Here is a 22,715-nt window from a genome sequence, read left to right as displayed (position 1 = left end):
TTTTGATCAAACTCCGGTAAACAGGTTTAGGGCTAACAGACTGATCAAGGATCCCTATACGAGTAGGGCCTGCTTTTACAATCTAAACTCACCCTTTTTAAAAAAATAAATGTTGAGTTTGTCAAAAGGTATTACCAATGTGGGCAGTAACTTAATGTATTTTAAAGAACGTTTTTTTACAAAGCCAATTTAGAGTTCACCAAATCGTTCAACGCTTTTAAACGTTGTTCGGCCTCTTTGGTTCCTTCCGTTTGCTCAATGCCGTTTTGCTCAATTTTAGATGCAAATTGCAGGGCACACATGGCCAATACATCTTGCTTATCTCTAACTGCATAATTCTGCTCAAATTTTTTGGCCAGCTGTTCAATATTTTTAGCGGCCTTTCTTAAACCTTCCTCTTGCGCAGGATCGATCGTCAACGGATATACCCTATCTGCAATAGAAAGTTTTATTTTGAGCTTTTCTGACATATTTTATAGACATTATTCTGAAAGTTGGGCTATACAATGGTCCAACTCCCGTATCAATGTATTTATTTTAAGCTTAGCTTCTGTTTTGTTTGTATTACTGCCAAGCATTGAATTTGCCAGTTTAAGAGAATTGTACTTCTCTTCCCATTCAGATACCGTTTTACTTGCATTCTCCTGTGAAGATTTTATATTCTTCAATTCCTTTTCCAACTCTAAATTAGCCTTGTTCAGCACTTCCAGCTTATGCAACAATTTGCTAATTTTATCTTCTAAGGAATCAACGATTTTAATCAATTCGCCCATACATCAAAATCAATGCGATTTACACAAAGTTAACATAGATTAGATGACTTAGCAATAGTTTTGTGAAATATTCCAAAATGAACTGTAATTAAATTAACAATTATATAGCCAAGCTGTCTTTATAAAAATTTTAGCACGGGCAACTTCATAGAATTGTGGTTGTTTAATTATTTTCGCACTATTGCAATCTACCATATGAAAAATTCACCCTGCGTCCTATTCTTTCTTTTTTGTCTAACATTACTAGGTCAAGAACAATATCCTAAGGATGTTTTTGGCCCTCCAATGGACATACCTATAATTTTGGCCGGGACGTTCGGTGAGCTACGTTCCAATCATTTTCATGCGGGTCTGGACATCAAGACACAGCAGCGGGAAGGAATTCCGGTCAACGCCATAGGAGACGGAACCGTTACCCGTATTAAGGTTTCCTTATGGGGATATGGCAAAGTGCTGTACATTGCCCACCCAAACGGCTACACCTCGGTATATGGCCACCTACAGAAGTTTTCACCTACCATAGAAGCCTATATTAAAAAACTCCAATATGAAAAAAAATCATTTGAGGTTGAAGTTTTTCCTGATTATGGGGAAATAAAGGTTACCAAAGGAGAATTAATTGCATATAGCGGAAACACGGGTGGCTCTGCTGGTCCACACCTACACTTTGAAATTAGAAGTAGTATATCAGAAAAGCCAACGAACCCGTTTCTTTATGGAATGCATGTAGCTGATGCAACAAATCCTATTTTGGAAAAACTATTTGCATATCCGTTAAGCGGCAACGCGCACATTAATCATAACCAAGAAAGGACACAGATTAATTTTAGTAGACAGGATGATGGCACCTATTTGGCAGATAAGGTCGATGCCCTTGGAGAAATAGGTTTTGGATTCATTGGGTATGATAGATTGGATATGGCTGCAAATAAAAACGGGGTTTATTCCGTAGAATTCAACGTCAACGGAAAAATTTATTCGCTATATGATTTTGAGTCGTTCTCATTTGGCGAAACCAGATACATCAATACATTGATAGACTATGATTATTATGGTAGGCATAGGCAGCGCATACAGAAAAGTTTTAAATCTCCCGGTAACAATTTAAGCATTTACAAGGAGCTTTATAACGAAGGTAAGGTCAAAGTAAATAAAGGGCTTAGCTATACCGCTAATCTAATCATTAAGGATTATGCCGGTAACACGGTTAAACTTGCCATTCCTATTGAAGGGAAGGAAAATCAAAGCCCTAGCACAAACAATGATAAAGTGACCGATAATTTTTTGGTAGCCAAAAAGCCAAATAACTATGACTTGGGGGGCGCAAAAGTCTATTTTCCGGCAAATACATTTTATGAAGATTTTTATATCGACTTAAAAAAAGGTGCCGATACGGTTACCATACATAGCAATACTGTACCGGCCCATAGGAATTTCACTATTACTTTTGACGCATCAAAATATCCCAAGGAAACGCACAAACAGTTGTTCATTGCAAGATTGAACGATAAATTACAGCCAAATTTTACCAACACATACAAACGCGGCGATCTGTTTACCGCACGTACCAGAAATTTGGGAACCTATACCATTGCACAAGACACTACACCGCCAACCATTAGAACAAAAAATTTTAAGGAAAAGCAATGGCTCAATAACTACAAATACCTTAGTGTAAGCATTGCGGACGATTTAAGTGGAATTGATTCATATACGGCAACTTTGAACGGTGAATGGATATTGATGGAATATGAACCTAAACGCAATACATTGACGTATAATTTTGATGATAAGATTGCCGACCAAACGCAATGTGTTCTTAAAGTGACCGTTACAGATAATGTAGGCAATGTAAGTACGCTTACCACCTCTTTTTATAGAAAATAGATATTTGAGACCGTTTAGTGTTCTGGGGGCTATCATAGTATTGTGCAACACCATTGTATTTGCGCAAAATGCCACCATTACGGGTATTGTGTTGGATGAAAACAACAACGCCTTGTCCAACGTAAATATTTCTGCTGGAACTTTAGGGACCACCACAAATGATATAGGGTATTATTCGCTAGAGCTTGTTGCGGACCAAGAAAACACTATTATCTTTTCCCATATTGCATTCAAGGATGTAGTGTTGGAAAATTTGATTCTTACTACGAACGACATATTTGAGTTTAACCCAGTACTAAAAAATAATACCATACAAATTGGTGGCGTAACGGTATTGGCAAACGGAGAACGGGCAACAGAAACAATTTTAAATATCGCCCCCGCAACTATCAGAAAAATCCCAGGAGCCAATGCGGGGGTAGAAACTATTTTAAAATTACTTCCAGGCGTAAATGCCAATAACGAACTTTCCACCCAATATGCGGTAAGGGGAGGCAATTATGACGAAAATTTGGTCTATGTAAACGAAATTGAAGTGTACAGACCTTTTTTAATAAGGTCTGCCCAACAAGAAGGCCTTAGTTTCGTTAATAGCGACCTGGTCCAAAATGTTAAGTTTTCCGCAGGAGGATTTCAGGCCAAGTACGGAGATAAATTATCTTCTGTATTGGATATCAAATACAAGACTCCTACGGTATTTTCCTTACGTATGGAAGGCAGCTTTTTAGGGGCACAAGCTAGTGTGGAAACCGTATCTAAAAATGGCAAGTTCAGTAGCTTATCCGGTTTAAGATATAGGAATAATGCCTTGTTGGTCAATAGCCAACAGACACAAAGCAATTTTAATCCTTCATTTACGGATGTACAGAGTTATTTAACCTACCGGTTCAACCCCAAGTTTAAATTGGATTTTTTAGGCAATTTGGCCCTTAACGATTATGTTAACGAACCATTGAACAGGCAGACCAATTTTGGCACCCTAGAGAACCCACAAGCTTTAATTGTTTATTATGAAGGGTTGGAGAAAAACAGATATACCACAGCATTGGGGGCTTTAAAAGGTACGTATCAATTAAATGAAAATACGGTTTTAAAGCTAATATCTTCGCTTTACCATACTACTGAAGAGGAATACTCAGATGTTATCGCAACCTATGGTCTGGGCCAAGTAGACAGCAATTTTACCAGTGAGACCATGGGCAGTGCATTGAACCCTAGAGGCATAGGCTCTCAATTTAATAGAACCCGAAATGACTTGGACGCCCTAATTTTAAATGTTGAACATAAAGGCTCCCATACAATGAACAACTCCATTCTTGAATGGGGTGCAAAATATACCCATGAAGATATAAGGGACCAATTAAGGGAATCAGAATTTATAGATTCTGTCGGGTTTTCAATTAGACCTCCACGACCAGAATTTGTAAACAATCAACCTTTAGACCCTTACAATGCTCCCTTAGTTGCCTATAACAGTTTAAACGCCTTAAATTTTGTTCAGACCGACCGTTTCTCCGGTTATGCGCAATTTGGCACACAAAATAAATGGAACAAAGCCAATGTTTATTATAATCTAGGTATAAGATTTCATCATTGGTCCGTTAGGGATGATACCGGTGAACAAGTATCACAAACCGTATATAGTCCAAGGTTACAATTGGCCCTTAAACCAGATTGGAATAAGGATATGTTATTCCGGTTTACTACGGGACTCTACCACCAACCACCATTTTATAGGGAATTAAGGGATGTTACCGGTATGGTTATACCTTCGGTAAAGGCACAAAGGGCAATACATTTTGTTCTTGGTAGTGAGTACAGTTTTCTTCTATGGGAACGGGCCTTTAAACTATTGGGTGAGGCCTATTATAAAAAATTGGAGCATGTAAATCCATATACCTTAGAAGATGTGCGCATTCGGTATAGTGCAAATAATGAAACGGAGGCCTATGTTTACGGTGCAGAGTTTCGTATGAACGGGGCGTTTGTACCTGGAACCGAATCTTGGATCAGTGTAGGTTATTTAAAGACTGAAGAAAACAGGAATAACCGGGGTTATATTTCTAGGCCCACAGATCAACGCTTGAAAATAGGAGTACTGTTCCAGGATTACATTCCTAAAATTCCAGATTTAAAAATGTACCTTAACCTGGTTTATCAAACCGGTGTACCTGGAGGTTCGCCCAGCTATGCAGATCCGTATATTTTTCAGAATAGATTAAGGGATTATAAACGTGCAGATTTAGGAATTTCCTATATTTTTGTAGGCAAGGACAAGCAATTTCCTGCCACGCATTGGTTACACGCCTTTAAAGAGCTAAGCCTAGGGTTTGAAATCTTTAATTTATTCAACAACCAAAACTCCATAACCAATACATGGGTTAGAGATGTGGACAGTAAGAACGAATTTGCCGTGCCCAATTATTTAACATCAAGGGTATTGAATCTAAAATTAGGAATACACCTTTAAAATTAAAAGATGAAAAGAATACTTTTCTTATTGACCACATTGTACTGTATAGCAGCCCTTGGACAAAAGAACATTTATGAAAGCCCAAATTTTGATGAATTAAGTGAAGATCATGCCGTATTGGCAATAATACCATTTCTAACAAATCTAGACCTTAACGAACCCATTTCCAGGGAGGAACAAAAAAGACTTGAAGAAAATGAAGGATATGCTGTACAAAATGCTTTAGAAACTTATTTTTCCAGAAGAAGTAAAAAGAAAAAGCTACCGGTAAAGTTTCAGAATATAAAAAATACTACCGCTATTTTGGCACAAAACAATGTAACCTATGAAAATATAGATGTCTACACCACCAAACAATTAAGTGAAATTTTGGGTGTAGATGGTATAATTAGCGGAACTTTGGATTTAAACATATTACTTTCTAGCGGTATACCTACAGAGTTCAGCTTTACGGATTATATTTCCGGTGGAGCGGATTATGGCCGAATTGGCATAAAGATCAGCGATGGCGACACTGGAAGACTGCTATGGAAATATGAAAAGGAGATTAATAAAAAAACCGGCAAAAACACCACGGACCTCATTGACCGTATGATGAAATTGGCCATTAGAAAGTTTCCATACGAAAGGGAAAGAAAACGAGACCGTAACAAAAATTAAACTAACTTTCTATTATATCCTTGAGCACCTTAATGGTATAATCAATTTCCTCCCTCGTGTTATAGGTAGAAAATGAAAAACGCACAGATGGTTTTTTCATGTCTTCCTTGGACAAAATTTGGGTAAGGACATGACTACCGGTATCGCTCCCGGATTGACATGCACTTCCTTTTGAACAAGCTATACCTTTAATATCCAAGTTGAATAAAAGCATCATAGCCTTATCTTCCGTAATGGGCAAACAAACGTTCACCAACGTATAGGTACTATTTTCCATATCTGCGGAATGTCCGTTAAATTTGGCTTCCGGTATATCCTTTCTTACCTGTTCTATAAAATACCTCTTAAGTCCTTCTACATATTTCTTTTCCGTTTCCAAATTATCATAGGCGTGCACAAACGCTTCTTGGAGACCAACAATATTATGGAAAGACTCCGTACCTGCCCTGAGCCCACGTTCTTGAGACCCTCCGGATATCATACAGCTCATACCTGAATTTTTTCGGATAAAAGCAAAACCAATTCCTTTAGGCCCATGAAATTTATGAGCTGCTGCAGCTAGAAAATCTATTGGAAACTTTTTTACATCCCATTCATAATGACCTAAGGATTGAACAGCATCGGAATGTACCAAGGCATCGTATTTTTTGGATAATAAGGTAATCTGTTCCAAATCTATTTTATTGCCTATTTCATTGTTCACATGCATAAGGCTTACCAATTTTTTAGAACCATTGCTTTTCAAAAGTTCTTCCAAATGCAACAAATCAGGATTGCCATAAGCATCCAAATTAACATATTGTAATTCTATAAGACCTTTTGCTTCCAGTTCCTCTACCGTATGCAGTACTGCATGATGTTCTATTCTAGTAGTGATTATAGTCTTTACCCCTAGATCACGCACCGCACATCTTAATATCATATTATCCGCCTCAGTACCTCCACTGGTAAAAATAATTTCAGAAGGCTGTGCATTAATATATTTGGCAATTGTCTTTCTTGCACTTTCTATGGCCGTTTTCGCTGTTCTGCCAAAACTATGTGTAGAAGAAGGATTTCCGTAGGAATTAGCCAATGCATCCTGCATTTTTGAAATTACCTTAGGGTGAACCTGTGTTGTTGCCGCATTATCTAAATATACCTGTTTCATCAAAACCTGCTCTAATAAATAAAGAACAAAAATAGCTCAAATAAAGTTAATTTACCCATAAATGGAGGGTGTGCTTTCCATGGGTTTATAATTTTTAAATTAAATTTGATGTATGAAAAAATACCTACTAATTGGTTGTTTATTTTTATTGTTTGCCTGTGATGATGGCGACCTTCAAATAGAAACAGTGGACTTTGATAGCATAGACAATGTCCAAAATTGTGGAACGTTATCCACATCTTCTACCAACGTGGTTTTTAAGATCAATGGTGACGAGTCCTTGATCATTACCTTGGCTAGCGGACTCCTAAAAAATGAAGTAACCACGACGGATAGGGAAAGTGCTGTTCCCGGAAACTCACAAGTAAGCTATCGTATATTTTCTGAAACCGTAACCAGTGCCTATTTTTGTGATGCACCACCACCACTTACACCAACGGTCATTGAAGAAATTGAGGCTGAAGGCGGCTCTGTTACCGTTAGTACTACAACGGCGGATAGCGTAACCTTTACGCACACTATCAAGCTAAGTGGCATTACATTTGTCAATGAAAATGGAAGTAGAATTACAGATCTGCAGATTAATGAGTTTGGTGAAGTAACTACTGGCGGATAATCTAAGGGTTTTGGTAGACATAAACTTCTGTTGCCCCTAGGCCATATTTTTGATACTCTGCATCATAATATTTAATATTCCCATATTTATTGAAAAGGTAACGTAATTCTTCCTTTAGAATTCCTTCCCCTACTCCGTGGATAAAGACAATTTTTTGAATGCGTTTGGCTATGGCAAAATCCAATTGCCTTTTTGCGGTTTCCAATTGCAGGTTCAGAATAGCATAGTTGTCCAGTTGTTTAGGATTTTTCACCAATTGGTTAATATGCAGGTCCACTTCCATCTTAGGGGCGTTACGCTCTTTTGGCTTAACAATGGTAGATTTTTTCCGCTTTGGTATTTCCTTTTCTTTTTTAATGCGAGCAATATCAAAATTAGAGACACGTATATCGTTGGCCATTAACACAAGTTCATGGGGCTCATAGACTAGAGGAAAACCATCATCGCTAATGATCGTTATATCCTTACCGTTAATGGCATTTACCCTTCCCTTGATAACATCATCAATTGTTTCTACAATATCGCCTATCTGAAATTGAGACATGTTTTTATTTTGAATACACAAAAATAATGGTAATTTTCCAACTTAGAATTTCTATAAAATGCGATTAAGGGCATTATTTATTTATTTGGGGTTGGATAATTTTATGTTGCCCTGTTTTACTAAAAAATTAATAGGGATAGATTGTCCAGGTTGCGGTATGCAACGTGCCATACTTTTTTTGACCAAGGGAGAATTTATTGAGGCATTTAAAATGTATCCTGCCATTTATCCCATGCTATTACTTTTGGCTTTTTTGGGAGCAAACAAGTTATATACAATAAAGTATGCTAACACCATTACAATAATTCTTATGATTAGCACCGTAGGATTTATATTGACCAATTATATCTTAAAATTTATCTAACTAAACCTTTAAATTATGGAACAACAAAAATTACCTAATGTAACATTGATATTAGTGCTCGGTATAGCTTCAATCATTCTATGCTGGTGTTATGGTATTTTAGGGCTAATTCTTAGTATCATTGGTTTGGTACTTGCACTAAATACTACCAAGCTCTATAATGCAAATCCAAATGATTACACTAATTACTCCGCCCTTAAAACGGCAAAGCTGGTTACAATCATAGGTCTGGTACTGAACATTTTATTTTTATTGTTCATGATTTGGTTTATTATGTGGATCGGTTGGGATGTAATCATGAGTCAAGATCAAGAGCTTATACAGGAGCGAATGAACGAATTATTAAATCAATAATAATGGAAGAAAAAATTCCAGGTTCCAGTAATGCATTAACATTTGGCATTCTATCTATAGTATTGACCCTTTTCTGTTGTGGGCCTTTTGGTGCAATTTTTAGTTTCATAGGTTTGAACTATGCTAAAAAAGCAAAAGCTTTCCATGAAGCCAATCCGGGCAATTATAGTGGTTATGATAACATACAGACCGGTAGAGTGCTCTCTTATATAGGCCTGGCCCTTTCAGTTATATTATTAATACTTACCATTATTTATTTTGGATTGATCATTGCGTTTTTTGCTACGGCAGATTTCCAATAACCAATAGTAAGCAAAGAAAAATCCCCGAACATGTTCGGGGATTTTTTTATTGTTTAAATGTTTGCAGGGTTCTTATGATAATGGACACACAGTCCAATAACTCTGCTTTTGTCATGACCAAAGGTGGTGCAAAACGAATTATGTTACCGTGTGTTGGTTTAGCAAGTAGACCGTTCTCCTTTAATGCCATACAAATATCCCATGCAGTGGAACTTTCTTCTGTATCGTTGATAAGAATTGCATTTAAAAGTCCCTTGCCCCTAACACTTTTCACAAGGTTACAAGTAGGAATAAACTCATTAAGTTCTTTCCTGAAAATTTCACCTAGAACATAAGCGTTTTTAGCAAGTTTTTCTTCTTTGACAACACCTAGGGCAGCCATACCCACGGCCGCGGCAATTGGGTTACCTCCAAAGGTACTTCCGTGATTGCCTGGGCGAATTACATTCATGATGCCATCATTGGCCAAAACGGCAGAAACTGGGTATGCACCACCGGATAATGCCTTTCCTAAGATTAATATATCCGGTTTTACTTCTGGTTCTCCGCTACAATGTTTGTCCACACAAGAGCAATTACCGCATGTGGCAAGTAAACGGCCCGTACGGGCTATACCTGTCTGTACTTCATCTGCAATGAACAATACGTTGTATTTTTCACATAATGCCTTAGCACCTTTTAAATAACCTTCAGATGGCACAAAAACCCCAGCTTCACCTTGAATTGGTTCTACCAAGAACCCAGCTACATTTTCATTGGTTTTCAAGGCCTCTTCCAGAGCCATTAAATTATCGTATTCTATTTTAATGAATCCGTCCGTATACGGGCCAAAATTCTTACGAGCCACCGGGTCATTTGAAAAGGAGATGATTGTTGTGGTACGACCATGAAAATTATTTTCACAAACAATGATTTCCGCAGCATTTTCTGCTATACCCTTTTTTTCATAAGCCCATTTCCTACATATTTTCAATGCGGTCTCTACAGCCTCTGCCCCCGTATTCATTGGCAAGAGCTTATCAAAATGAAAAGTCTCCGTTGCATACTTTTCATATTTCCCCAACATATCATTATAAAACGCCCTAGAGGTCAAGGATAGCGTTCTAGCCTGATCAACCATTGCATTAACTATTGTTGGGTGACAATGCCCTTGATTAACGGCAGAATAGGCCGAAAGAAAATCATAATACTTTTTTCCTTCCACATCCCAAACGAAAACACCTTCACCCCTGCTTAAAACAACAGGCAATGGGTGATAATTATGGGCTCCGTGTTTTTCTTCCAAGGCAATTGCATCCTTAGAAGTAATCTTTTCTAAAACTGACATGATAAAATTACTTTAAATAAAACTTTAGCAATTCCTTCTATACCTTTTTCCTTTCGAAGAGTCGAAAATTCAGCGTAGGAGAGAAATCATCCCTGTAGAATTCCAAAAATACAAATTAATGCTGTCATAATAAATAATACCGTCCAACGTATTTAATTACTTGTTAATACTATCAATAACAGTATTCGCAATCCAAAGAAACCTTTTATTTTTGCGCTATGCGAAAAAAGACAAAGCGACTGGTTTTTGAAAAGGTTACGGTCCTAGATGCGGCAGCCAAGGGTAAAACCATAGGAAAAGCTCCAGATGGAAGGGTAATCTTTTTAACCAATACCGTACCGGGTGATGTGGTTGATGTACAGACCACAAAAAAAAGAAAAGCATATTTTGAAGGTGTGGCGACCAATTTTCATACTCTATCGAAAAAAAGGGTTGATCCGGTCTGCCAACATTTTGGTGTATGTGGAGGATGCAAGTGGCAAGATATGGGTTATGAGCACCAACTTTTTTATAAACAAAAAGAGGTTGAGAATAACTTAAAAAGAATAGGCCATATTGAGCTACCGGAAGTAACACCGATCTTAGGATCAAAAGAACAATATTTCTATAGGAATAAAATGGAATTTTCATTTTCCGATAGTCGTTGGCTTACCTTGAACGAAATTCAGTGCGATCAACAGATAGAAGATAGAAACGCTTTAGGTTTTCATATTCCAGGAATGTGGGATAAAATTTTGGATATAAAAAAATGTCATTTACAACGTGACCCTTCCAATGCCATACGGTTACAGACCAAAAAATTTGCTACGGAAAATGGCCTCACCTTTTTTAATCCAAGAAACCAGCATGGTCTTTTAAGAACATTAATGATCCGTACCACCTCTATTGGTGAAGTAATGGTAATGGTACAATTTTTTGAGGATGATAAAGAGAAAAGAGAATTATTGCTAAACCATCTTTCTAAAACATTTCCAGAGATAACATCCTTGTTATATGTTATCAACCCAAAACAGAACGACACCATTTACGATCAAGAAATTATTTGTTTTTCGGGTAGAGACCATATTTTCGAAGAAATGGAAGGGTTGAAGTTTAAGATAAACGCCAAATCTTTTTACCAAACCAATTCTGAACAGGCCTATGAATTATATAAAATCACAAGAAATTTTGCAGATTTAAAAGGCGATGAATTGGTATATGATTTATATACAGGCACAGGAACCATTGCGCAGTTCGTTTCTAAAAAAGCTAAAAAGGTAGTTGGAATTGAATCTGTACCTGAAGCAATTTTAGATGCCAAGGCAAATGCAGAGCGAAACAATATTGAAAACGTGGATTTCTTTGTTGGAGATATGAAAAATGTATTCAACGAACAATTTATAGCTCAAAACGGTGTGCCAGATGTAATCATCACTGATCCCCCACGAGATGGTATGCATAAAGACGTTGTTCAACAAATCCTAAATATTGCACCTAATAAAGTGGTTTATGTAAGTTGTAACAGCGCCACGCAAGCCAGGGATTTAGAACTTATGAAAGATATGTACAAGGTTACCAAGTTGCAGCCAGTAGATATGTTTCCACAAACCCACCATGTAGAAAATGTTGTACTTTTAGAAAAGAAAGAATTAGATGAGTAGGCTGCGAACAGTAATATTGTGTTTCTTGTGTATCATAGCAATATCCTCATGCGAAAAGGATGATATTTGTGTTGAAGGAGACACTCCTCTTTTGGTCATAGAGTTTTATAATATTTTGGACACTAGTGCTTTAAAAAATGTCCCCACCTTAAGAGTGGTCGGTGTAGGCCAGAATGTTACGGTCAATACAGTGGCGGACAGAACGGCCTTAAGTACCATCTCCATACCACTAAAGACGGATGCTGATATTACCAGCTTTATAATGATCAATAGTTCCGCCACTAACGATGAAGGTATAGAAACCGGAAATATAGATACGGTAAACTTTTCCTATCAAAGAGTAGAAGACTTTCTTTCAAGAGGTTGTGGGTTTATTGTTAATTATGATGAATTACAAGCTACCATAACAACAGATTCCGAAAATTGGATTCAGGATATAGAAATAACAAGAAGTCAAGTAATCAATTCAGATTCTACCCATGTCAAGATTTTTCATTAATCTTTTTTTCATTTTCTTTAGCTGCTTGGCCATTTGCCAAAATAAGCCCATAGACCTAAATCCAAAAGATACGATTACCTATAAACAATCTTATGGATTACGTCTTGGAGTGGATTTAAGTAGAATCCTAAGAACATCTTTGGATGATAATTACAAAGGATTGGAATTGGTTGCTGACTATAGATTAACACAAAATTTATATATAGCCGCAGAAATAGGTAATGAAGAAAAGACCAAACAGGAAGACTTATATAATTTTACCACATCTGGTAGTTATATTAAGGTTGGGGTAAATAAGAACAACTATGCCAATTGGTATGGTGAGCAAAATTTGATTTATATAGGGGGAAGGTTAGCATTCAGTACATTTGAAAATACGCTTAACAACTATCAATATTTTAATACCAATCATTATTGGAGCTCAGAGGATTTTCCGAGCGGATCGGATATACCTGAAAATTTTTCTGGTCTTTCCGCCACTTGGCTAGAGGCGGTATTTGGCACCAAGGTAGAATTATTTAAGAACCTTTATTTAGGAGCTAGTATACGGCTAGGAATTATAATATCCCAAAAAGAAGATGACAGATTTCCAAATCTATATATTCCAGGATTTAATAAGGTTACCGATGATAGCCGGTTTGGAGTAGGTTACAACTACAGTATTTCTTATTTTTTACCTTTTTACAAAAAAAATAAGAAGGCCAATACCCTGCCCGAATCAGAAGATCTCAATAGTGGAGAACTATAAAACCCTAAAACCTTTAATAAAAATCCACTTCATTACCATTTTCTCCTTTCCTTCTTTATTTACCAAAGCAAATTTAGGTCCCAATAATGAAGCGGCAATGGCTGAAATCAAGGAGATAAAGAACGAATATTCCTTATAGAAAAAACCAATTCCAAAACGTAGGATTACAAACAGAACGGCAAAGCAAACAAAATTTAAGAACAGTACTTTATGTTTTAATTTCATTCTTTTGTATTTCCTTGATATTTAGCTTTCTTACTTCCTTCATACATTTCATACTTGACCAAGCGAGACTCCAGATGACTATTAAAAACCTTAATCTTGCGTGAAGGTCTTAAACCAACAAATTTTAAAGCCTGAAGATTACTTGTAATGAACCAGGCATTGGTACCAGGGTATCCTTGCTTTAAGGTATCCCCAATTGCACCATAAAAGTTTTCCATCTCAATATCCAATCGTTCTCCATAAGGTGGATTAAAACACATATGTAAAGTACCCTCCGTAGATTTTACGGTTTTAAAAAAATTCTTTCTCTCAACGGTAATATATTCCTCTAAATAAGCATTCTCAATATTATCCTGAGCCTTTCTCACTGCGGACGGAGCTTTGTCATAACCAATTATTTTATGATGAAACTCTCTGGTTTTTTTTAAACTGGCATCAGTAATTTTCTCAAATAATTCCGCATCAAAATCTGGCCACTTTTCAAAAGCAAATCCCTTTCTGTTAATATTAGCAGGTATATTACATGCAATCATAGCCGCTTCTGTCAACATGGTTCCACTTCCGCACATGGGATCCAGAAAATCACATTGTCCGTCCCAACCACTTAAAAGTAATAGCCCAGAAGCCAACACCTCATTTATAGGAGCAATATTCGTAGCCGTTCTATAGCCTCTTCGATGTAAAGAAGTACCTGAACTATCCAAAGATACATTACATTCATTATTATGAATATGGATATTAATACGTAAATCTGGATTCTTGACATCCACATCTGGTCTAGATCCATCTGTATCCCTAAATTTGTCCACTATGGCATCTTTCGCTTTTTGGGAAACATATAAGGAATGCGTAAAGTAATCGGAATTGACCGTAGTATCTATTGCGAACGTTTCCGAAACAGAAAGGTGTTCTGTCCAATCCATAGCATAGATTTTTTTATACAGGTCATTTTCATCCCTCACATAAAAAAAATGAATGGGCTTAATGATTTTTATAGCGGTTCGTAAGCAAAGGTTTGCCTTGTACATAAAACCGGTATCTCCTTCAAATGAGACATTCCTAACGCCTTCTACCACATTACTAGCTCCAAGATTTCTAAGTTCTTTAGACAAAAGTTCTTCAAAACCAAATAAAGTCTTGGCGACCATTTTAAAATTATTACCCATATCCTTCTTTTCTCGTACCGCAAAAATACGCTAATTTTGAAGTCCGATTAATTAAAGTCCTAATTCCTTTAATTAAAGCCAAACCAGCATTTACATGATTTACCTATTACCCATTTTGGGAGTATTGCTTAGCTTTTTATTTGTAGTCATAGCAAAACCAAAAAAAAACGAATATTTTAAGCTATTATTAGCATTTAGCGGTGCGTTTTTATTGGCTTTGACCATTTTTGAAATGTTACCGGAAGTATATATTGATTCCAATGCAAAAACGATTGGGGTTTATATCATGTTAGGAATTCTATTTCAGATTTTCTTGGAATTTTTTTCCAAAGGTGCGGAACATGGCCATGTACATCTTTCAAAAGATAGATTAAACTTTCCTTGGTTATTATTTTTTAGCTTAAGTATACATTCCTTATTGGAAGGATTACCCATAGAAACCAATGATACTATTATATATGGCATATTGATACATAAAATTCCTATTGCCATAATTCTTAGCATATTTCTTTTAAATGCAAAAATTAAAAAATTACATGCCGCATTTTTTATGTTGCTTTTTTCTATCATGACACCATTAGGTACATTTTTAGCCCATAATATAGAATTTCTATCTACATATTCAGTCTATTTACATGCTTTGGTTATAGGAGTTTTATTGCACATATCTACCGTAATTTTATTTGAAAGCTCCGAAGGTCATAAATTTAACCTACATAAACTTTTAGTCATTGTTTTAGGGATAGTCATCGCATATTTTTTATAAATGTTCAGTAAAGAAGACTCAAGAAAATTACGAGAAGACTTTTGGATTTCTTTTGGAAAATCCTTTCCAGTTAAATGGACTTTATACAAAACAGGTATTAAGGGTCTTTCATTTAAGTATCATTTTAATTTAAAAGCTGCAATGGTATCTATTGATGTTGATACTGACTTTGACCAACGTATAAAAGTTTGGGACAAATTAGTTGCTTTAAAATCTATTCTAATTGATGACTACTTACCAGATGCTATTTATGAAGACTTTTATACTTTAGAAAATCAAAAAGAGATATCTAGAATATATGTTGAATTAAACGATGTATCTATCCACAATAAAAATAGCTGGAGAGAAACTATGGAGTTTTTAAACCATACTATGTTACAAATTGAGAAATTTTATGAGGATTATAAGGTTGTAATAGATTCTTAATAGCATACAGCACCATAAAGTATTTTAAAGCTTTAAATCACATCTAAATAAATAAAGAACCAGTGACTCATTGCGCCTCCAAGTACAAATAGGTGCCAAATAAAATGATTATATGAAATTCTTCTAACGGCATAAAAAATGATGCCTATAGTATAGAATGCCCCTCCAAGCACCAACAGCTCTATTCCTACTTCAGATGTATTAGCTAGTAGATTCTGGAAATCAAATACGATTAGCCAACCCATAAGCAAGTACAAGAGCAATGACACTATTTCGTATTTACCAGTAAAAAATAGCTTTAATATAGTACCTACTGCTGCAATTGCCCATACTATAAAGAATATTTGCCAACCATTACCATTTATTAATGTTATTAACGCAACCGGAGTATAAGTACCTGCTATGAGATAATAAATATTTATATGATCGAGTATTCTCATTCTCAACTTCCAAATTCTATTATCCATGGCATGATATACTGACGAAACAACCAGCATACTAATTAGAGATAGGCTATAAATTATAATTCCCCAAGTAGCATAGGGTGATTTATCCGTATTGCAATACATTAAAACTACCATACCAATAATAGCTAATAAGGCACCTATACCGTGAGAAATGGCATTAAATTTTTCCTCTTTATCCAATGAATTAAAATATGACATCTATTTTATAAAATGTATAGCTTTTAAACTAGGTATGATTTATAATACTAAATAAATTCCCTAATATATATTTGAATTTATGGCATAAAAAAAGCCCCTTACATTCCTGTAAGGGGCTTTCGAAAAAGGCGGCTACCTACTCTCCCACTTGGTATAGCAGTACCATCGGCGCAAACGGTCTTAACTTCCCTGTTCGGAATGGTAAGGGGTGGGCCCCGTCGCCATGGCCACCTAAGTTTTGGATCGGACATTGCCGACCGCGGCCTCCGCCGCAATATCGTTGACATGAATGGAACAGGATCCTATAAAGGAAAGAAACATGTATATCGTCAAATATGTTTCAGAATCGAAAGAAAGAAGTAAAGACCCTCGTGCGCCCCTCCACAAGGAAGGGACGTACGTATGCGCAAGCCTGACGGGCAATTAGTACTACTCGGCTACGGACGTTACCGCCCTTCCACCTATAGCCTATCGACGTGGTCATCTCCCACGGCCCTTTAAAGAAATCTCATCTTGTGGCGGGTTTCGCGCTTATATGCTTTCAGCGCTTATCCCATCCCGACATAGCTACCCAGCGATGCTCCTGGCGGAACAACTGGTGCACCAGCGGTCGGTCCAACTCGGTCCTCTCGTACTAGAGTCAGATCCACTCAAATTTCTAACGCCCGCAGTAGATAGAGACCGAACTGTCTCACGACGTTCTGAACCCAGCTCGCGTGCCACTTTAATGGGCGAACAGCCCAACCCTTGGGACCTTCTCCAGCCCCAGGATGTGACGAGCCGACATCGAGGTGCCAAACCCCCCGTCGATATGAGCTCTTGGGGGAGATCAGCCTGTTATCCCCGGCGTACCTTTTATCCTTTGAGCGATGGCCCTTCCATGCGGAACCACCGGATCACTATGCTCTTGTTTCCAACCTGATCGACCTGTATGTCTCCCAGTCAAGCGCCCTTGTGCCATTGCACTCTACACACGATTGCCAACCGTATTGAGGGCACCTTTAGAAGCCTCCGTTACTCTTTTGGAGGCGACCACCCCAGTCAAACTACCCACCACGCACTGTTCCCTCATTGAGGGTTAGGCCCCGGACAAGCAAAGGCTGGTATTTCAACAATGACTCCACCACACCTGGCGATGCAGCTTCAAAGTCTCCCAGCTATCCTACACATTGCTTGACCAAGGTCAATACGAAGCTATAGTAAAGGTGCACGGGGTCTTTTCGTCCCACTGCGGGTAACCGGCATCTTCACCGATACTACAATTTCACCGAGCTCATGGCCGAGACAGTGTCCAGATCGTTGCACCATTCGTGCAGGTCGGAACTTACCCGACAAGGAATTTCGCTACCTTAGGACCGTTATAGTTACGGCCGCCGTTTACTGGGGCTTCAATTCAATGCTTCTCCCCGAAGGAATGACATCTCCTCTTAACCTTCCAGCACCGGGCAGGTGTCAGGCCCTATACGTCATCTTTCGATTTTGCAGAGCCCTGTGTTTTTGATAAACAGTCGCCTGGACCTCTTCACTGCGGCCCCCCATAAGGGGGCGACCCTTCTCCCGAAGTTACGGGTCTATTTTGCCTAGTTCCTTAGCCATGAATCTCTCGAGCGCCTTAGAATACTCATCCCAACCACCTGTGTCGGTTTACGGTACGGGCTGCTTCACTCGCTTTTCTTGGAAGTCGATATGCTGGATTATCACCTTGGCCGTGGCCTCGGTGTACTATCGGGGTATTACTACTCCCTTCAACGTACAATTCCGTCTGTACGCACCAACTTCTCGCCTCCGTCACTTTTAGCGTGAGCAGGTACAGAAATATTAATCTGTTGTCCATCCACTATCCCCTTCGGGTTCGCGTTAGGTCCCGACTGACCCCCAGCTGATTAGCATAGCTGGGGAAACCTTGGTCTTTCGGCGTGCGGGTTTCTCGCCCGCATTATCGTTACTTATGCCTACATTTTCGTTTGTAACCGCTCCAGCATCCCTCGCAGGTACGCCTTCGACGCAGTTACAATGCTCCCCTACCCCTTGTATAAATACAAAGTCACGGCTTCGGTGATATGCTTATGCCCGATTATTATCCATGCGGAACCGCTCGACCAGTGAGCTGTTACGCACTCTTTAAATGAATGGCTGCTTCCAAGCCAACATCCTGGCTGTCAATGCAGTTCCACCGCGTTATATCAACTTAGCATATACTTTGGGACCTTAGCCGGTGATCTGGGTTCTTTCCCTCTCGGACATGGACCTTAGCACCCATGCCCTCACTGCGCAGAAACATTTCATAGCATTCGGAGTTTGTCAGGAATTGGTAGGCGGTGAAGCCCCCGCATCCAATCAGTAGCTCTACCTCTATGAAACTATCTACACGCTGCACCTAAATGCATTTCGGGGAGTACGAGCTATTTCCGAGCTTGATTGGCCTTTCACCCCTACCCACAGGTCATCCCAAGACTTTTCAACGTCAACGGGTTCGGTCCTCCACTATGTGTTACCACAGCTTCAACCTGCCCATGGGTAGATCGCACGGTTTCGCGTCTACTACTACTGACTATGGCGCCCTATTAAGACTCGCTTTCGCTACGGCTCCGTTCCTGAAGAACTTAACCTTGCCAGTAAAAGTAACTCGTAGGCTCATTATGCAAAAGGCACGCCGTCACCCATATGGGCTCCGACCGCTTGTAAGCGTATGGTTTCAGGATCTATTTCACTCCGTTATTCACGGTTCTTTTCACCTTTCCCTCACGGTACTGGTTCACTATCGGTCTCTCAGGAGTATTTAGTCTTGGCGGATGGTCCCGCCGGATTCATACAGGGTTTCACGTGCCCCGCACTACTCAGGATACCACTATCTAAATGCTCTTTGCCTATACGGGACTATCACCCTCTATGGTCGCTATTTCCAAAGCGTTCTAGTTCATCACATCTCGAATGTCGTGGTCCTACAACCCCGTTATTGCCGAAACAACAACGGTTTGGACTAATCCGATTTCGCTCGCCGCTACTATCGGAATCACTTTTGTTTTCTCCTCCTCCGGGTACTTAGATGTTTCAGTTCCCCGGGTTTGCTTGGCTTACGCCATGACATACCTTCAATATGCCGGGTTGCCCCATTCGGATATCCGCGGATCATATCGTGTGTGCCGATCCCCGCAGCTTTTCGCAGCTTATCACGTCCTTCTTCGCCTCTGAGAGCCTAGGCATTCCCCATACGCCCTTTTCCAGCTTGTCGCCAGATCTTTAATCTATTCTATTCTTAATTCGTACTCTTTACTTAATAAAGATTCGTGTTTCTTTCTTTTTTAGTCGGTAAAACACCTAAATGTCTTACCTCCTGTTCCAATATGTCAATGAACGTTGTCGTGAGCCACGACAGGCAATTAAATCCTATCGATACTTCACCTACAATACTCGAAGACCCTATTTCATGTCCTCAGGCATTGCCTGGTGGAGAATATCGGAGTCGAACCGATGACCTCCTGCGTGCAAGGCAGGCGCTCTAGCCAGCTGAGCTAATCCCCCGTTCTCAGTCGTCGGCTATCAGTTAACAGTTATCAGTTAATCGATGACCATACGCCAACTTGGGATACCCAACTTCCAAAATTTCCTTCAATCCTTAATGAACGTGCCGCTTAACCAAAAACGACCTTTTTGTTTGTAGTCCCAGGCAGACTCGAACTGCCGACCTCTACATTATCAGTGTAGCGCTCTAACCAGCTGAGCTATGGGACTGTCCCTACTCTTTCCTCTCGGCAATAAATACCTCGCAAAAAAAAGCAATTACTTATATTTCATAATTATGGAGATGTTATAGTGGAACTTCATTTAAAAGAAACATTGTTATTAAATCAAAAGACCGGGACCGTGGTTCCATTCTTCTCTTCGTCAGGGACCGTCCTTAAAAGGACAATCTCTAGAAAGGAGGTGTTCCAGCCGCACCTTCCGGTACGGCTACCTTGTTACGACTTAGCCCTAGTTACCGATCTTGCCCTAGGCCGCTCCTTGCGGTGACGGACTTCAGGCACTCCCGGCTTCCATGGCTTGACGGGCGGTGTGTACAAGGCCCGGGAACGTATTCACCGGATCATGGCTGATATCCGATTACTAGCGATTCCAGCTTCACGGGGTCGAGTTGCAGACCCCGATCCGAACTGTGACAGGTTTTATAGATTCGCTCCGCCTTGCGACGTGGCTGCTCTCTGTACCTGCCATTGTAGCACGTGTGTGGCCCAGGACGTAAGGGCCGTGATGATTTGACGTCATCCCCACCTTCCTCACGGTTTGCACCGGCAGTCCCGTTAGAGTCCCCATCATGACATGCTGGCAACTAACGGTAGGGGTTGCGCTCGTTATAGGACTTAACCTGACACCTCACGGCACGAGCTGACGACAACCATGCAGCACCTTGCAAATTGCCCGAAGGAAAAGTCATCTCTGACCCTGTCAATATGCATTTAAGCCCTGGTAAGGTTCCTCGCGTATCATCGAATTAAACCACATGCTCCACCGCTTGTGCGGGCCCCCGTCAATTCCTTTGAGTTTCATTCTTGCGAACGTACTCCCCAGGTGGGATACTTATCACTTTCGCTTGGCCGCCCAGTACTCAAGGTACCGGACAGCTAGTATCCATCGTTTACGGCGTGGACTACCAGGGTATCTAATCCTGTTCGCTCCCCACGCTTTCGTCCATCAGCGTCAGTATATAGTTAGTCACCTGCCTTCGCAATCGGTGTTCTATGTAATATCTATGCATTTCACCGCTACACTACATATTCCGGCAACTTCATTATAACTCAAGACCGACAGTATCAAAGGCAGTTCTACCGTTGAGCGGCAGACTTTCACCCCTGACTTATCGGCCCGCCTACGGACCCTTTAAACCCAATAATTCCGGATAACGCTCGGACCCTCCGTATTACCGCGGCTGCTGGCACGGAGTTAGCCGGTCCTTATTCTTACGGTACCGTCAGTAGGCTACACGTAGCCCTTTTTCTTCCCGTATAAAAGCAGTTTACTACCCATAGGGCATTCTTCCTGCACGCGGCATGGCTGGATCAGAGTCTCCTCCATTGTCCAATATTCCTCACTGCTGCCTCCCGTAGGAGTCTGGTCCGTGTCTCAGTACCAGTGTGGGGGATCCCCCTCTCAGGGCCCCTACCCATCGTAGCCTTGGTAAGCCGTTACCTTACCAACTAGCTAATGGGACGCATGGCCATCTTGTACCGCCCGAAGGCTTTAACCACATCCCGATGCCGGGTCGTGGTACCATGGGGCATTAATCTTCGTTTCCAAAGGCTATTCCCCTGTACAAGGCAGGTTCCATACGCGGTGCGCACCCGTGCGCCGGTCGCCGGCGGAAAAGCAAGCTTTTCCCCGCTGCCCCTCGACTTGCATGTGTTAGGCCTGCCGCTAGCGTTCATCCTGAGCCAGGATCAAACTCTTCATCGTTGTTCTGTATATATTCGTCCCAACGAAGTCAAAATCTCTCCCGGCCCCGACTCTCGATTCAATTCCTTATATATGTCCTGCGACATACTAAATTGTATGTTTCCTTAATTCTTGTTCCTCTCGAAAAGGTCCTCACCTTTTCTCGATTCCTATCTCCACAATATTTCAATGAACTTCCATAAACCAGGCACCGAATCTCCCGATTCCCTCGCCTCGTTTCCCCTAGGTAATTCCCTAAGCGGGTGCAAATATACAACTGTTTTTTAACCTGACAACTACTTTGTGAAAAAAATAAAATTTTCTTTCCAGGCCCGGTAAAACAACATTTTTATGAACTTGCCCCGGCGGCGGACAAAGACCGTGATCTTCATCGTTAGCGGGCTGCAAATGTACACCCTATTTCCAAACCTACAAGGCTTTTTTTAAAAAAAATGAGGTTTTTTTTGGACCGCCACCTACCCCGCTGATTTACTGAACTTTATGGGAACGGAAAATACCCCTAAAGAATAAATAATACGCAACGCTCTGATGAACAGCCTTTTAAAACATACGGCCATTGCAACGGCGCGCTAACCAACATGTTTACAGCAGGTTGAGAAACGAGACCAGGCAACTAGGAAAAGAAATTCCAGACTAGGCTTTCAAAAAAGCCCCAAAAACATCACCATTTCAAGAGTAAGGC

The 22,715-nt window shown here is 39.8% G+C and carries 20 protein-coding genes, 2 tRNA genes, 3 rRNA genes and 1 other RNA gene; 12 read left to right on the top strand and 14 right to left on the bottom strand.

Annotated elements, in window-relative coordinates; translation table 11 throughout:
* Positions 1-8: 8 nt before the first annotated feature.
* The 3 genes from ssrS to Q2T41_RS16185 form a co-directional block, all read right to left on the bottom strand.
* Positions 9-118: non-coding RNA, 6S RNA (gene ssrS / locus Q2T41_RS16195), on the bottom strand.
* A 58-nt stretch (positions 119-176) separates the two neighbouring features.
* Positions 177-470, bottom strand: coding sequence for a cell division protein ZapA (locus Q2T41_RS16190; RefSeq protein WP_304436924.1), 294 nt, complete (start codon positions 468-470; stop codon positions 177-179).
* Positions 471-482: 12 nt separating this feature from the next.
* Positions 483-773 (bottom strand): coiled-coil domain-containing protein, encoded by a 291-nt coding sequence (locus Q2T41_RS16185; protein ID WP_089261872.1) that lies wholly within the window; start codon positions 771-773, stop codon positions 483-485.
* A 195-nt stretch (positions 774-968) separates the two neighbouring features.
* Between Q2T41_RS16185 and Q2T41_RS16180 the strand changes: the two genes are divergently transcribed.
* The 3 genes from Q2T41_RS16180 to Q2T41_RS16170 are packed head-to-tail and all read left to right on the top strand — an operon-like array spanning position 969 to position 5,793.
* Entirely contained in the window at positions 969-2,660 is a 1,692-nt protein-coding gene (locus tag Q2T41_RS16180; RefSeq protein WP_304436923.1) for a M23 family metallopeptidase, read from the top strand.
* 4 nt (positions 2,661-2,664) lie between these two features.
* Positions 2,665-5,130, top strand: coding sequence for a carboxypeptidase-like regulatory domain-containing protein (locus tag Q2T41_RS16175; protein ID WP_304436922.1), 2,466 nt, complete (start codon positions 2,665-2,667; stop codon positions 5,128-5,130).
* Between the two features lie 9 nt (positions 5,131-5,139).
* Positions 5,140-5,793 carry a hypothetical protein gene (locus Q2T41_RS16170; RefSeq protein WP_089261876.1) on the top strand — a complete coding sequence of 218 codons (654 nt, stop codon included), beginning with the start codon at positions 5,140-5,142 and terminating at the stop codon, positions 5,791-5,793.
* 1 nt (position 5,794) lies between these two features.
* Here the strand turns inward: Q2T41_RS16170 and Q2T41_RS16165 are convergent, their stop codons facing one another.
* Entirely contained in the window at positions 5,795-6,943 is a 1,149-nt protein-coding gene (locus Q2T41_RS16165; RefSeq protein WP_304436921.1) for a cysteine desulfurase family protein, read from the bottom strand.
* A 112-nt stretch (positions 6,944-7,055) separates the two neighbouring features.
* Here Q2T41_RS16165 and Q2T41_RS16160 point away from each other — a divergent pair, with 112 nt between their 5' ends.
* A complete protein-coding gene (locus Q2T41_RS16160) occupies positions 7,056-7,559 on the top strand; it encodes a hypothetical protein (RefSeq protein WP_089261880.1) in 504 nt (167 codons plus the stop codon).
* Between the two features lies 1 nt (position 7,560).
* On the opposite strand, the gene Q2T41_RS16155 is transcribed toward Q2T41_RS16160, so the two are convergent.
* Positions 7,561-8,103, bottom strand: coding sequence for a DUF8465 domain-containing protein (locus Q2T41_RS16155; RefSeq protein WP_304436920.1), 543 nt, complete (start codon positions 8,101-8,103; stop codon positions 7,561-7,563).
* Positions 8,104-8,161: 58 nt separating this feature from the next.
* Between Q2T41_RS16155 and Q2T41_RS16150 the strand changes: the two genes are divergently transcribed.
* From Q2T41_RS16150 to Q2T41_RS16140, 3 genes are read left to right on the top strand one after another with little or no spacing between them, the layout of a single operon-like run.
* Positions 8,162-8,467 carry a DUF2752 domain-containing protein gene (locus Q2T41_RS16150; protein ID WP_089261884.1) on the top strand — a complete coding sequence of 102 codons (306 nt, stop codon included), beginning with the start codon at positions 8,162-8,164 and terminating at the stop codon, positions 8,465-8,467.
* A 15-nt stretch (positions 8,468-8,482) separates the two neighbouring features.
* Positions 8,483-8,821, top strand: a complete 339-nt coding sequence (locus Q2T41_RS16145) for a CCC motif membrane protein (protein ID WP_089261886.1) — start codon at positions 8,483-8,485, stop codon at positions 8,819-8,821.
* Positions 8,822-8,823: 2 nt separating this feature from the next.
* Complete coding sequence (locus tag Q2T41_RS16140) at positions 8,824-9,123, top strand: CCC motif membrane protein (RefSeq protein ID WP_245838950.1); 300 nt, start codon at positions 8,824-8,826, stop codon at positions 9,121-9,123.
* A gap of 46 nt (positions 9,124-9,169) precedes the next feature.
* Here Q2T41_RS16140 and rocD read toward each other — a convergent pair whose 3' ends face one another.
* A complete protein-coding gene (rocD, locus tag Q2T41_RS16135) occupies positions 9,170-10,450 on the bottom strand; it encodes an ornithine--oxo-acid transaminase (RefSeq protein WP_304436919.1) in 1,281 nt (426 codons plus the stop codon).
* A 218-nt stretch (positions 10,451-10,668) separates the two neighbouring features.
* Between rocD and rlmD the strand changes: the two genes are divergently transcribed.
* Genes rlmD through Q2T41_RS16120 form a run of 3 tightly spaced genes read left to right on the top strand, consistent with a single transcriptional unit; the run spans position 10,669 to position 13,337 of the window.
* Positions 10,669-12,090 (top strand): 23S rRNA (uracil(1939)-C(5))-methyltransferase RlmD, encoded by a 1,422-nt coding sequence (rlmD, locus tag Q2T41_RS16130; protein ID WP_304436918.1) that lies wholly within the window; start codon positions 10,669-10,671, stop codon positions 12,088-12,090.
* A gap of 25 nt (positions 12,091-12,115) precedes the next feature.
* Positions 12,116-12,589 carry a DUF6452 family protein gene (locus Q2T41_RS16125; RefSeq protein ID WP_304436917.1) on the top strand — a complete coding sequence of 158 codons (474 nt, stop codon included), beginning with the start codon at positions 12,116-12,118 and terminating at the stop codon, positions 12,587-12,589.
* Positions 12,570-13,337, top strand: a complete 768-nt coding sequence (locus Q2T41_RS16120) for a DUF6048 family protein (RefSeq protein ID WP_304436916.1) — start codon at positions 12,570-12,572, stop codon at positions 13,335-13,337. Before Q2T41_RS16125 ends, Q2T41_RS16120 begins: the two co-directional genes overlap by 20 nt.
* On the opposite strand, the gene Q2T41_RS16115 is transcribed toward Q2T41_RS16120, so the two are convergent.
* Together Q2T41_RS16115 and Q2T41_RS16110 are read right to left on the bottom strand one after the other, a co-directional pair.
* Positions 13,332-13,562 carry a hypothetical protein gene (locus Q2T41_RS16115; RefSeq protein ID WP_304436915.1) on the bottom strand — a complete coding sequence of 77 codons (231 nt, stop codon included), beginning with the start codon at positions 13,560-13,562 and terminating at the stop codon, positions 13,332-13,334. The genes Q2T41_RS16120 and Q2T41_RS16115 overlap by 6 nt on opposite strands.
* The gene (locus Q2T41_RS16110; RefSeq protein ID WP_304436914.1) at positions 13,559-14,728 is read right to left on the bottom strand and encodes a THUMP domain-containing class I SAM-dependent RNA methyltransferase; all 1,170 of its coding nucleotides are present in this window, start codon (positions 14,726-14,728) and stop codon (positions 13,559-13,561) included. Before Q2T41_RS16110 ends, Q2T41_RS16115 begins: the two co-directional genes overlap by 4 nt.
* A 94-nt stretch (positions 14,729-14,822) precedes the next feature.
* Here Q2T41_RS16110 and Q2T41_RS16105 point away from each other — a divergent pair, with 94 nt between their 5' ends.
* Entirely contained in the window at positions 14,823-15,494 is a 672-nt protein-coding gene (locus Q2T41_RS16105) for a ZIP family metal transporter (protein ID WP_304436913.1), read from the top strand.
* Positions 15,495-15,920 carry a DUF4268 domain-containing protein gene (locus tag Q2T41_RS16100; protein WP_304436912.1) on the top strand — a complete coding sequence of 142 codons (426 nt, stop codon included), beginning with the start codon at positions 15,495-15,497 and terminating at the stop codon, positions 15,918-15,920. It begins immediately after the preceding gene.
* Positions 15,921-15,952: 32 nt separating this feature from the next.
* Here the strand turns inward: Q2T41_RS16100 and trhA are convergent, their stop codons facing one another.
* The 6 genes from trhA to Q2T41_RS16070 all read right to left on the bottom strand — a co-directional run bounded on the left by trhA (position 15,953) and on the right by Q2T41_RS16070 (position 22,033).
* The gene (gene trhA, locus Q2T41_RS16095) at positions 15,953-16,567 is read right to left on the bottom strand and encodes a PAQR family membrane homeostasis protein TrhA (protein ID WP_367186889.1); all 615 of its coding nucleotides are present in this window, start codon (positions 16,565-16,567) and stop codon (positions 15,953-15,955) included.
* A gap of 141 nt (positions 16,568-16,708) precedes the next feature.
* Positions 16,709-16,820: ribosomal RNA gene (gene rrf / locus Q2T41_RS16090) — 5S ribosomal RNA — on the bottom strand.
* A 167-nt stretch (positions 16,821-16,987) separates the two neighbouring features.
* Positions 16,988-19,818: ribosomal RNA gene (locus Q2T41_RS16085) — 23S ribosomal RNA — on the bottom strand.
* Positions 19,819-20,030: 212 nt separating this feature from the next.
* Positions 20,031-20,107, bottom strand: a tRNA-Ala gene (locus tag Q2T41_RS16080).
* Between the two features lie 136 nt (positions 20,108-20,243).
* Positions 20,244-20,317, bottom strand: a tRNA-Ile gene (locus Q2T41_RS16075).
* Between the two features lie 185 nt (positions 20,318-20,502).
* Positions 20,503-22,033, bottom strand: a 16S ribosomal RNA gene (locus Q2T41_RS16070).
* The 16S, 23S and 5S rRNA genes sit together here with 2 tRNA genes alongside, the layout of an rRNA operon.
* Positions 22,034-22,715 lie beyond the last annotated feature (682 nt).

The sequence above is a fragment of the Maribacter confluentis genome (assembly GCF_030505015.1).
Taxonomy (GTDB): Bacteria; Bacteroidota; Bacteroidia; order Flavobacteriales; family Flavobacteriaceae; genus Maribacter; species Maribacter sedimenticola.
This window is presented reverse-complemented; position numbering and strand designations above follow the sequence as displayed.

What these genes read in the sequence shown, in the direction of transcription:
- Q2T41_RS16190 (WP_304436924.1), bottom strand. Translation starts at nt 470, where the DNA reads ATGTCAGAAAAGCTCAAAATAAAACTTTCTATTGCAGATAGGGTATAT.
- Q2T41_RS16185 (WP_089261872.1), bottom strand. Translation starts at nt 773, where the DNA reads ATGGGCGAATTGATTAAAATCGTTGATTCCTTAGAAGATAAAATTAGC.
- Q2T41_RS16180 (WP_304436923.1), top strand. Translation starts at nt 969, where the DNA reads ATGAAAAATTCACCCTGCGTCCTATTCTTTCTTTTTTGTCTAACATTA.
- Q2T41_RS16170 (WP_089261876.1), top strand. Translation starts at nt 5,140, where the DNA reads ATGAAAAGAATACTTTTCTTATTGACCACATTGTACTGTATAGCAGCC.
- Q2T41_RS16165 (WP_304436921.1), bottom strand. Translation starts at nt 6,943, where the DNA reads ATGAAACAGGTATATTTAGATAATGCGGCAACAACACAGGTTCACCCT.
- Q2T41_RS16160 (WP_089261880.1), top strand. Translation starts at nt 7,056, where the DNA reads ATGAAAAAATACCTACTAATTGGTTGTTTATTTTTATTGTTTGCCTGT.
- Q2T41_RS16155 (WP_304436920.1), bottom strand. Translation starts at nt 8,103, where the DNA reads ATGTCTCAATTTCAGATAGGCGATATTGTAGAAACAATTGATGATGTT.
- Q2T41_RS16150 (WP_089261884.1), top strand. Translation starts at nt 8,162, where the DNA reads ATGCGATTAAGGGCATTATTTATTTATTTGGGGTTGGATAATTTTATG.
- Q2T41_RS16145 (WP_089261886.1), top strand. Translation starts at nt 8,483, where the DNA reads ATGGAACAACAAAAATTACCTAATGTAACATTGATATTAGTGCTCGGT.
- Q2T41_RS16140 (WP_245838950.1), top strand. Translation starts at nt 8,824, where the DNA reads ATGGAAGAAAAAATTCCAGGTTCCAGTAATGCATTAACATTTGGCATT.
- rocD (WP_304436919.1), bottom strand. Translation starts at nt 10,450, where the DNA reads ATGTCAGTTTTAGAAAAGATTACTTCTAAGGATGCAATTGCCTTGGAA.
- rlmD (WP_304436918.1), top strand. Translation starts at nt 10,669, where the DNA reads ATGCGAAAAAAGACAAAGCGACTGGTTTTTGAAAAGGTTACGGTCCTA.
- Q2T41_RS16120 (WP_304436916.1), top strand. Translation starts at nt 12,570, where the DNA reads ATGTCAAGATTTTTCATTAATCTTTTTTTCATTTTCTTTAGCTGCTTG.
- Q2T41_RS16115 (WP_304436915.1), bottom strand. Translation starts at nt 13,562, where the DNA reads ATGAAATTAAAACATAAAGTACTGTTCTTAAATTTTGTTTGCTTTGCC.
- Q2T41_RS16110 (WP_304436914.1), bottom strand. Translation starts at nt 14,728, where the DNA reads ATGGGTAATAATTTTAAAATGGTCGCCAAGACTTTATTTGGTTTTGAA.
- Q2T41_RS16105 (WP_304436913.1), top strand. Translation starts at nt 14,823, where the DNA reads ATGATTTACCTATTACCCATTTTGGGAGTATTGCTTAGCTTTTTATTT.
- Q2T41_RS16100 (WP_304436912.1), top strand. Translation starts at nt 15,495, where the DNA reads ATGTTCAGTAAAGAAGACTCAAGAAAATTACGAGAAGACTTTTGGATT.